The sequence below is a fragment of the Microcystis sp. LEGE 08355 genome, from assembly GCF_015207185.1.
GTDB classification, from domain to species: domain Bacteria; phylum Cyanobacteriota; class Cyanobacteriia; order Cyanobacteriales; family Microcystaceae; genus Microcystis; species Microcystis panniformis.
This window is the reverse complement of sequence record NZ_JADEXI010000286.1, coordinates 1-5,902: the sequence shown is the minus strand read 5'-3', so window position 1 is coordinate 5,902 and position 5,902 is coordinate 1. Positions and strand designations below refer to the sequence as shown.

Annotated in this window: 6 protein-coding genes and 1 pseudogene; 5 read left to right on the top strand and 2 right to left on the bottom strand. The window is 39.1% G+C overall.

Going from position 1 to position 5,902, the window contains the following annotated elements; all coding sequences use genetic code 11:
• The first annotated feature begins 374 nt into the window (after nt 1–374).
• Together IQ242_RS14800 and IQ242_RS14795 are read left to right on the top strand one after the other, a co-directional pair.
• Nucleotides 375–698: an antibiotic biosynthesis monooxygenase gene (locus IQ242_RS14800; RefSeq protein WP_159250597.1), complete on the top strand. Its 324-nt coding sequence runs from the start codon at nt 375–377 to the stop codon at nt 696–698.
• Between the two features lie 470 nt (nt 699–1,168).
• On the top strand, nt 1,169–2,035 hold the full coding sequence (locus tag IQ242_RS14795; RefSeq protein ID WP_159250596.1) for a DNA alkylation repair protein: 867 nt from the start codon (nt 1,169–1,171) through the stop codon (nt 2,033–2,035).
• A gap of 74 nt (nt 2,036–2,109) precedes the next feature.
• Here the strand turns inward: IQ242_RS14795 and IQ242_RS14790 are convergent.
• Nucleotides 2,110–2,946, bottom strand: a pseudogene (locus tag IQ242_RS14790) (IS630-like element ISMae26 family transposase); the annotation flags it as partial.
• A gap of 203 nt (nt 2,947–3,149) precedes the next feature.
• Complete coding sequence (locus tag IQ242_RS14785) at nt 3,150–4,028, bottom strand: IS982 family transposase (RefSeq protein ID WP_193960481.1); 879 nt, start codon at nt 4,026–4,028, stop codon at nt 3,150–3,152.
• Between the two features lie 91 nt (nt 4,029–4,119).
• On the opposite strand from IQ242_RS14785, the gene IQ242_RS14780 reads away from it, so the two are divergent.
• From IQ242_RS14780 to IQ242_RS14770, 3 genes are all read left to right on the top strand, one after another.
• The gene (locus tag IQ242_RS14780) at nt 4,120–4,509 is read left to right on the top strand and encodes a hypothetical protein (protein ID WP_193960480.1); all 390 of its coding nucleotides are present in this window, start codon (nt 4,120–4,122) and stop codon (nt 4,507–4,509) included.
• Nucleotides 4,506–4,655 carry a hypothetical protein gene (locus IQ242_RS14775; RefSeq protein ID WP_172456267.1) on the top strand — a complete coding sequence of 50 codons (150 nt, stop codon included), beginning with the start codon at nt 4,506–4,508 and terminating at the stop codon, nt 4,653–4,655. Before IQ242_RS14780 ends, IQ242_RS14775 begins: the two co-directional genes overlap by 4 nt.
• Nucleotides 4,656–4,925: 270 nt before the next feature.
• The coding region (locus IQ242_RS14770) for an ISL3 family transposase (RefSeq protein WP_193960479.1) at nt 4,926–5,902 on the top strand (977 nt) is incomplete at its 3' end.

Sequence of the window (5,902 nt, the reverse complement as noted above, 5' to 3'; positions counted from 1 at the left end):
TGTATAAGAGACAGGCTAATAGATATTGAAGAAGTATTTGGTAAAAGCTTATTAGATAAATTGCGCTATTTACAGAGTTTTATGTGTTAACATATCAGCTATGTACACTGGTTTAGGAAAATTGTCTATTCAATCTGAAAAATGGCGTTCTGGGGTTGTCATGTTCTTAAATGTAAAGTTTTGTTACGAGATTCAACATTTCTGTGTTTAAGGGTTTATGCTTATTTAAACTCCTAGTTTGCTATAATCAGTCTAGAAGAGCCAAATCCCTAAGCTCCCTCTCTGTACAAACTTTACAAGCATGAGTTGTTAATAGTTTTCCATGACAGGTTCGGTAGAGTCAGATAAATTAGCAATCTTTCCTAGAATAACATATGGACAATACCATCATAGAACTAGTAATTTTCAAGGCTAAAGCAGGTGTCAGCCAGTCAAGTTTGATGGCAGCAGTGAAAAAAACTAACCCCATTTTGCAAAAAATGGACGGGTTTTTAAGCCGAGAACTCAGTGTTACTGAAACGGGAGACAAATGGGCAGACATTGTACATTGGCGGAATATAACTTCAGCTAAAAAAGCAAGTCAGTCCTTTATGAATGAACCAGATTGCCAAGAATTTATTTCCCTGATTGATGAAACAACGATGACTTTTCTGCATTTAAGTTCAAGGTTCACTATTAATGGTTCTTTGTTACTTTGACTCTTCTGAATTTGGTATGCTTCTCGGCGTTTTATCAGGAGCTTAAAGGCTTGAAACACCTTCCAGATATAGCACTTTTCACGTTACTGAGGTATCGATAAGTTTTGCTAACAAATGGTTTAAGCCCCTTGCCCATACCTCATTCTGATAAAAACTGCTATCAATTTTTCCTGTTTTTTCCAGCTTTAAATTGAATTAATCCCTTGCCAGATAAGATTTTCAGATAATTGGAACATCGAGTATAATAAACTCAGATGAACCGTTACTTGGTATGATTCGATAGGGGAGCATAAATCGACTAAATCCTTAATCTGACAAGAGACTTAATTGATTAGTTCGCTCTAGAGCAAAAACAATTGACAAAAATCGCTAAATCTCTTTCTATATGAGAGTTTCATTCCTCATAATCCTGTACGTTGCATAGACAAATCGAAGAAGCCTATTAATTAGCCAAGTCATGGAGGGAATTGATGCTTACCGAACTTCCACTTGAAAAACTCAGAGCCAGGAAAGGATATCCCAGAAAATCTGAAATTCCAGAGGAGGTCTTAATTGTCCTCAATCAAGGAAAAATCGAGACAGTGAATCTCGTAGAATGGTTAGCCATTGATTTGCCTGTTCTGCTGCGGAATATTTTGACAGAAATAGGTTGGGAAAAGCAAATCGGGAGTCTTTATGAGCAAAGTTTAAAACTTCAAGACCAAGGAATTACAAAACGACTCAAAGGTATTGGTGAAATGCTCTTTCAATCTCTAGAAAAAGAGGAAAATCGAACGGAAATTTTTGAAATTCTTGCTAACCATACTTCTGATATGGTTAGAGCTTGGGCTGCTTTTAGTATAGCCGCTAACCAGACTCTTTCCTTACGCCAAAGATTGGAAATAATGGTTAGGTTTGCTGCAGATGGCAGCGTATCTGTCAGAGAATGCGCCTGGTATGCTCTTCGACCCTATCTTGTCGAGGATTTAGCTCATAGCTTCGATTTACTGACAGAGTGGGTTAAAGACCAAGATCCTAATATTCGACGCTGTGCGGTAGAAGCTACTCGTCCTCGTGGTGTTTGGTGTAAACATATTCCGACTTTGAAAGAAAAACCTGAAACAGGTCTGACCATCTTAGAATTCGTTCGTTCAGATTCCAGTAATTATGTACAGCGTTCGGTTGCTAATTGGTTAAATGATGCCAGTAAATCTTGTCCAGATTGGGTAATAAATACCTGTAAACGTTGGCAAAATGAGTCACCGACAAAAGAAACTTATTGGATTGTTAAACACGCTTTTAGGACTCTCAAAAAGCAAGAATTCTTGGTAGATAAAATACAAATAACCCCCTATTAAAAGGAAGCACCCCAATTTTGCAATAAGTATAAATGCTTAGAGACTAAAAACGTTAGCTATAGCAATTCTCTGACTCATGAGGTACAGTAGCAACAGTGAGTAAACCAATTGCGAATATCTTTTTGAGTAACTTCTAACATAGCTAATTCAATCCCTTCTATTAAGTCTTTGTAAGTTCTTGCCTTCAGTTTTCTTAATATCGCTTTGACTTTTGACCAAAAGTTTTCAATAGGAGAGAATTCGGGAGAATAAGGAGGTAAATAGATGAGTCTAGCTTTTTCTTGTTCGATTATTTCTCTGACCATTTCTCCGAGATGAATCTTGGCGTTATCCATGATCAGACAGTCTCCTTCTTTAATTTTTGGCAGCACTTCCTTCAGAATAAATCCTTCAAATGTTACCGCATCCACTGCACCGTATATGTTGACTGATGCCACAACTTTTTCTAAGCTTATAGCACTAATTATTGAAATATTTCTCCCTCTTTTTTGTGGTTTTCTTCCCCGAGCTCTTTGGCCAATTAAGGCTCTAGCATAGAGTCTCAAAAGGGCTAAATTTACCCCCGATTCATCGATGAAAATTAGTTTTGATGCCTCAATTTCCCTAACTTCTGACCAGTATTCCACTCTTTTTTGCTGTACTCTGTCACTTTCTTTTTCCGCCGCGTGTAGTGTTTTTTTTTTGAAACTGTAATTGAGTTTTTGCGTAAGCCGCCCCAGGGTATCTCTACTGACTTTCACCTGTGTCTTTTCCTACAGTAAGTCCGATAATTCTTCGAGAGTTGCATCATTGTTAGCTTCGATGATTTCTATTAAAATTATCAGTTGTTCACTATTTAACTTGGTTGGCGGACTTCCCCCTTGTGGACGAGGACGGATATCTCCTGTTTCTTTATGTTGCTTCAATAACTGGACTTCCCCGTTGACAAAAAGCCATAACCTGTGCTGTAGAAGGGATTAAGAGAATTTCCAGCACCCCGTTACTGGGTACAAATCAGGGAAACTCCCAATAAATCTAACGCTTTTTGCTGCAGTTGGGTCGGTCGAGTTATCTTAGAAAAACGATAACTTCCCTCCCTAATCGTACATTCCACTGTATTCAACCCCAGTTCGGGTTAAGCAGCGGGGGGTAAAGCCCATTCCATCTTCAAGGAGGGTTTTTTCGGCTGGTGACAGTAAGCAATCAAACCACAGAGAAGATTAACGCAAAAATTAACAGGGCTGCGGTGGCGGGAATGTTCAACCCCAGAGATGTTCTTGAGTTGGTCAATAATAGTCTCGACAATAGAACGCTTACGGGATAAAAGCTTGTCATAAAGGCGGATTAAGCGATTTTTCATGTTCCGCTTGGGTTTAGCAAAAAACTCAATACCAAAATCTTTGAGCAGTTCCTCCCCCAGGGATTGAGAGACATAACCTCGGTCAGCAAAAACTTTGCCAAACAAGGATTGTAGCAATTTGTTCACGGGTTTGCGGTCGTCCACATTGCCGGGGGTAAGGTGAACGTTGAGCAATTCTCCTTCCTCGTTCACCACTAAATGCAGTTTAAAGCCAAAAAACCAGTCCACAGAGGTTTTTCCCCGTGCGGCTAAATTGTCAAACACCCGATGACTACTGATGCGGCGATTATGGCAGACCTGAATTTTGGTGGCATCGACAAAGCTAATCCCCGTGCAACGACCAAAACAATGCTTCAAGTAAACGCATAAGGGGATGAGAGTCGAGGGTATCCATTCGATAAAACGTTGATAGCTAGGCAGTTGAGGGAACTCTTGTCGCCAGTAGACACAAACATGATCGAGGTAGAAATGTTTAAAATTACGGTAGTGGTTTTGATGGAAAGCGATCAGGATGGTCATAATTTCGCTTAAAGTCAAGATTTTGCCACGTTTACGAGCTTTATTATCGGCTGAAAGCCTTGTCTGTTCTAATTTAGGTTCAAATACACGGCATCCGTCATCCACAGGACAGAAAAGAGCTTCTAGACTAGACATAGATGGGTTGGGGGTGCTGAGTTTATATATTTTTCAGCTTACTAGCCCCCGCCTTTTCTTTCCTCCCTTATCCCGAACTGACGTTAGAATAATGACCATCGAAGAAGCATTGGAAGCCCAATGGCTCTCGGTTGCGCGGCATATATTTCCTTTAGATTGGGCTTTCCACCCACAAATTGCAGCGGGGCTATATCGGCTACAGAAGAATGAATCACCAAGTAATGTACTCGAAGCTATTGAAAACATACCATTTGATGAATGGATGTCTTTAGTTCAATATGCAATCAATAAACACCCCTTAGAAGTCGGCAATTTTCTGTGGTTTGTCGCGCAAGATCATCCTGACGATAGTTGGCGCTTCAATGCGATTCAAGAACTTATTACATCTGGTTTAATAAAGCTATTTGATGTAAATCAAATTCTTCAACACGAGAACGACCCAGAAATTTTGGATATGCTTCAAGAGTACGGCTATTCATGAAATTTGTACCGACTTCTATTTACCACCTCACCTTAACCGTGGCACTGGCATCATTGCCGAACATATCCACTAACCGGACAGCGATCGCTGCCCATATCCCTAACAACTGCATTTGGAGCAGTATCGATCGCTGGTTCGACCGGTAAAAAACGGCTCTTCGGGAATTGTTATGCAAATAATTAACTTAAAATAAAATTCGATGAGAGCGCCTACGCTCAAAAGTAGCTGAAATCCATACAGGGAAGGACTTAAGGCACAAACAGGTTAATACCAAAAGATAGACAATTGAGTTAAGATTTGATATAATAGCCAAAAACGAGACAGGGAAGGACTTAAGGCACAAACAGGTTAATACCAAAAGATAGACAATTGAGTTAAGATTTGATATAATAGCCAAAAACGAGATTATTTTACTTATGATACTTGACAAATTTTTGAACCTAAAAGGAACCTGTATTCAAGGCTATCTACACCTAGAAAATATCGGTATAGTTTGCCGAATCGAATCGAAAAATCAAAAAGCCACCTGTCCTCGTTGTGGGTTAGAGAGCGATAAACTCCACCAAAATCATCGACATTTAGTCAAAGATTTACCAATCTCAGGTCAACCAGTGTACCTACAGGTTAATCGTCGTCAATTTAAGTGCAATAATTGTCAGAAACCCTTTAGCGAAGAGTTAGATTTTGTCGCCAAGAAACGAACCTATACGAAAAGACTAGCCGAGAATATACTCGAACAATTAAAATCAGGAGATATTTTAAATGTTAGTCGAAGAAATGACGTAACTGAAGAAGAGATTCAAAGAATGCTAGAGGACATCGCCGAAGAAATGACAGAGCCAGATTTATCGGAATTAAAAAGACTAGGAATTGACGAAATCGCTTTAGTCAAAGGACAAAAAAATTACTGTGCGGTTTTAGTAAATTTAGATACGGGAAAACTAATAGCTATTCTAGAGAAGCGAACACAAGAAGAATTGAGGAAAACGCTTACAGGGTGGGGAAAAGAGGTGTTAGAGCCAATTGAAGAAGTGAGCATAGACCTTTGGTTGCCCTATAAAAATCTGGTGAAAGAATTGATGCCATCGGCCGAGGTAGTCGCCGATAGATTCCATGTAATGAAACAAATTAATCAAGAGTTAGACGAACAAAGAAAAGCAGAAAAAAGAGCCGTAGAAGCGCAGAAAAATAAAAAACAGAAAGCGGAAAAAGAAGCGAAGCTAGAAGTTTTAAAGCGAAGTAAATATAGCCTGTTAAAAAATGAAAAAGATTTAACGGAAACTCAAAAAATCAAACTAGAAGCTATCAAAGAAAATTTCCCAAATTTGAAAAAGATGCACGAGTTAAAGGAAGAATTTAGAAAGATTTATGAAACCTCAGAGAATCCGACAGA